The 2,181-nt window shown below is 62.4% G+C and carries 2 protein-coding genes; both read right to left on the reverse strand.

The features are described 5' to 3' along the window. Window positions 1-1,175 (reverse strand): caspase family protein (locus tag JHD07_RS24605; protein ID WP_291626767.1); only part of this gene is annotated, 1,175 nt, incomplete at its 3' end. A 258-nt stretch (window positions 1,176-1,433) separates the two neighbouring features. Then, on the reverse strand, window positions 1,434-2,181 hold a 748-nt coding region (locus JHD07_RS24610), incomplete at its 5' end, for a nucleoside recognition domain-containing protein (protein WP_291626765.1).

Here is a 2,181-nt window from a genome sequence, read left to right on the forward strand (position 1 = left end):
GCAGGCATCTTGCCAAGCTGCGTCGCTGCAGTCTCGACGTCCTTCCTTCGCTGTTCGGCGGCTGCCGCCTTGGCTTGCTCAATCTCGTTTGTCTTCTCCGCGGCGAGCCGGGCATCCTCGGCGGACTTGGCTGCGGCCGTCGCCTTCTCTTGATCGGCTTTCTTGGCCCGGTCGGCAGCAAGGCGCGCTTTTTCCTCCTCCGCCTGCCTTGCCTTCAAGGTCGCAGCAACGCGCGCCTCCTCGGCTGCGATCTTTTTCAGCTGTACTTTGGCGAGGTCGGCATAGAAACCGTCTGGATAGGTGCGAAGGAACGAGGCCCACCCATCGTGGTCGCCGGCTTGCAAGGCCAGTTCATAGTCCCGGCGAACTGCGTCCTGCGGGTTGGCCTGTGGCGCCGCCGCCGGCTTCGCCGGAACCAACGGCACGTCATCGCCGCCGAGCGAGCCGTAGACGTAGGGCTCCTGCTGGTAGCCGGTCTTTTTGAGAACATCGTCCCGAATGAATCCGAAGGCCTTGCGCAGGTCGAGGCCGGGGGTGGGCAGGCGGTCAACGAGAGCGGCAGCGAACGGACTGTTTTGCGCGATGCCGTCCGATGCCGTGGAGCCGGCCTTCGCCGCAAAGGCGATCATTGTGTTGGGGCTCGTGGGCTCGACCTTGGCAAGACCACGGCCGATGCCACGCGATGCGAGCGTGCGCTTCATGGTCTTGGCAAATGGATTGTCGCGGCAAGCGTCTAGGATGACGAGCCGGAGCTGTCTGGCTGGTTCGACGGCAAACATGGCGCGGTCGAGTGAAAGCGTTTCGTCGAGAACGTCGCTGTCCGTCTCCAATTTCGCATCAGTGGGAATCAGGTAGTTGGTACCGTCGAGCTCGATGCCGTGCCCCGCATAATAAATGATGGCGACGGCGGCCTCGCGGGTCCTGCCGCCAAAGTCGCGAAGCACCCGGCGCATCTCGACCGCGTTGAGATCGGTCTTGACCTCCACCAAGTCGAACCCCGCTTTCGTGAACATGGCGCCGACCAGCGCGGCGTCGTTGTTGGGATTGGCTAAAGGCGGCACGTTTTTGTAGGCCGAGTTGCCGACCACCAGCGCCATGCGCTTATCTGCCAGCGCCGATCCGCCTCCCAGCCCGATGACAAGGAACAACAAAAGAAAAAATCGAAAAGCGCCCATTGCAGCCCCGCAGCGCAACCGTATCAAATGACCTGAACATAACTGAGATCGAAGGTTGCGACTGTGATATAGTCACATGCGCGCGGCGAGTAGCCAACCCAGCGTCCCAGGCATGAGCCCTGTCCATCTTCGATGACACCAAGATGCCACTGTTTTGCCCGACGGAGCAAGCAGACTTAGGAAAATCCGTAAGTTATTGATTTTACGACCCACGGCCTACTGTGCATGGGGTTGTTTTCTCAGTTTTGTTTTGGGGGGTCAGCCCGCGCCCAGCGCGACCGCGATGTTGTACGTCACGAAGCTCGCCGCATAGGCCAGCACCAGCATGTAGGTGAAGGTCGCGCCCATCCAGGCCCAGCTTCCGGTCTCGCGCCGGATCACGGCAAGCGTGGAGGCGCATTGCGGGGCGAAGATGTACCAGGCCAGCATCGATAGCGCGGTCGCAAGCGACCATTTGGTGGCCAGCACCTGGCCGATCTGCTCGGCCGCTTCCTTGCCGCCTTCAATGGCGTAGACCGTGCCGAGGGCTGCGACCGCGACCTCGCGGGCCGCCATGCCCGGAATCAGCGCCACCGCGATCTGCCAGTTGAAGCCGACCGGCGCGAGCAGCGGCTCCAGCGCCTTGCCGATCATCGCCGCCAGGCTGAAGTCGATCGCGGGCTCGGTGGCGCCTGCCGGCGGCTGCGGGAACGAGGCCAGGAACCAGATCAGCACCATCATCGAGAAGATCGTCGTGCCAGCGCGCACGAGGAACATCTTGGCGCGGGTGTAGATGCCGATCGCGATCGATTTCAGCCGCGGCATCTTGTAGTCCGGCAGCTCCAGCATGAACGGCGCCGGCGCATAGTCGCGGATCATGAAGAACTTGATCACGTACGAGACGGCAAGCGCGCTGACGATGCCGGTGGCATAGAGGCCGAACATCACGAGCCCCTGCAGGTTGATGAAGCCCCAGACCTCCTTGGCGGGAATGAAGGCGGAGATGATCAGCGTGTAGACCGGGATG

The organism is Bradyrhizobium sp. (genome assembly GCF_016462955.1).
Taxonomy (GTDB): Bacteria; Pseudomonadota; Alphaproteobacteria; order Rhizobiales; family Xanthobacteraceae; genus Bradyrhizobium.